The organism is Acidovorax sp. Q11 (assembly GCF_054950075.1).
This window is the reverse complement of record NZ_JBUDZG010000075.1, coordinates 1-1,501: the sequence shown is the minus strand read 5'-3', so window position 1 is coordinate 1,501 and position 1,501 is coordinate 1. Positions and strand designations below refer to the sequence as shown.

The window sequence follows — 1,501 nt, the reverse complement described above, 5'->3', positions numbered from 1 at the left end:
GTTTACAGCGTCAACCCCAGTAACATCCGCTGCCAATAAGAACAGTTTGCAACAAAGCTCTGCATCTGCAAGCCAGGGGAGTAAGGCCAACACGCATTGGTCGTAGACACTTTCTGCGCGCGCGATGAGAGAAGAGAGGGATCTCCTACATGCGCGCGACGGTAGTTCACCGCGCAGCCACTGCCGTGCGGCAGTGGCTGTGCCTCGCCCTGGTGGCGGCCATTCCCAGCATCGGCTCTGCGGATACCGCCAAAGGTCTCACCTGGCTCCAGGCGCAGGTCCAGACAGGCGGGCAGCTTGCCAGTGTCTCCAGCGCCGCCACTGTGGCGCAAAGCCGTTGCGAAGTCGCCCGCACCCTGCTGGAACTCTCCGGCCCGGGAGCTGCACCTGCAGCCCTCACCGCCGCCCTGGACAGCGCCCCCTTTGGCGAGACCGTCACTGAAGTGCTGGCCTGCACCCAGTGGCTGCAGCAACAGCAAAGCCAGATTCCACGCACCTCCGAACTGCAAAGCCGCCGCACAGCCACCAATGGCTTTGCAGCCTTCGAGGGCCAGACAGGCCCCAGCGCACTGGACACCGGCTGGGCCCTGCAGGCCCTGGCCAGCCAGTGGAGCAGCGCCCAGACCGACCCCACCCTGGCCTGGCTGCAGCAACAACAAAAGGCAGATGGAAGCTTCACCATCGGCACAGGGACAGGCACAGGCAGTGACCTGCTGACCACCGCCAGCGTTCTGCGCGGCCTGCTGGAACACCGCCAGCGCTCAGCCGCTGCCTCAGCCATTGCAGACAAAGCTGCCAGCTACCTGCTGGCACAGGTCAATGCAGCCGGACACTGGCAATCCAACGTCGGCGTCACGGCGCTCGTCTACGAAGCTGTCCATCCCTACAGCGGCACACAACCCACCCTCGCATCGGCCGTCCAAACCTGGCTTCTTGCAGGCCAGGCCACCAACGGGGCCTGGAACAACAACGACCCCTGGACCACCGCCGTGGCCCTGCGGGCCCTCGTCCTGACGGGCCGCGCTCCTGTCAACCCTGCCCAGGCCGCACTGAAGCTCCAGTTTGTGGATGGAAGCACAGGCACCCCCATCGCTGGCGTGCAACTCACCGGCACGGGCGCTGGCAACCTCAGCGCCAGCAGTAACGCATCAGGGCAGATACAGGTACAAGGGCTGACCCCCGGGGCCTACACCCTGACCGCCACGGCAACGGGGTACAGCACCGTACAGATCACCGCCACCCTGCAGACCGGACAGACCACGGACTTGGGCACCGTGCAAATGCTGGTGCCTGCCAGCAGCAGCACCGCCGTCATCAGCGGCACCGTGCGGGACAGCGCAAGCGGCTCCCCCCTTGCTGGTGTGACCATCTCCATCACCGGTCAGGCCATGACGGGCACAACCGATGCCAACGGGCTGTACCTGATCAATGGTGTGGTGCCAGGGGCCATCACCCTGAAGGCCAGCCGGACGGGGTACTTTGACGCCACCGGGCAGGCCAA

1 protein-coding gene is annotated in these 1,501 nt (G+C 65.3%); it reads left to right on the top strand.

The window, feature by feature from the left end:
- Nucleotides 1-149: 149 nt before the first annotated feature.
- The coding region (locus ACYZGB_RS22720; protein ID WP_462391252.1) for a carboxypeptidase regulatory-like domain-containing protein at nt 150-1,501 on the top strand (1,352 nt) is incomplete at its 3' end.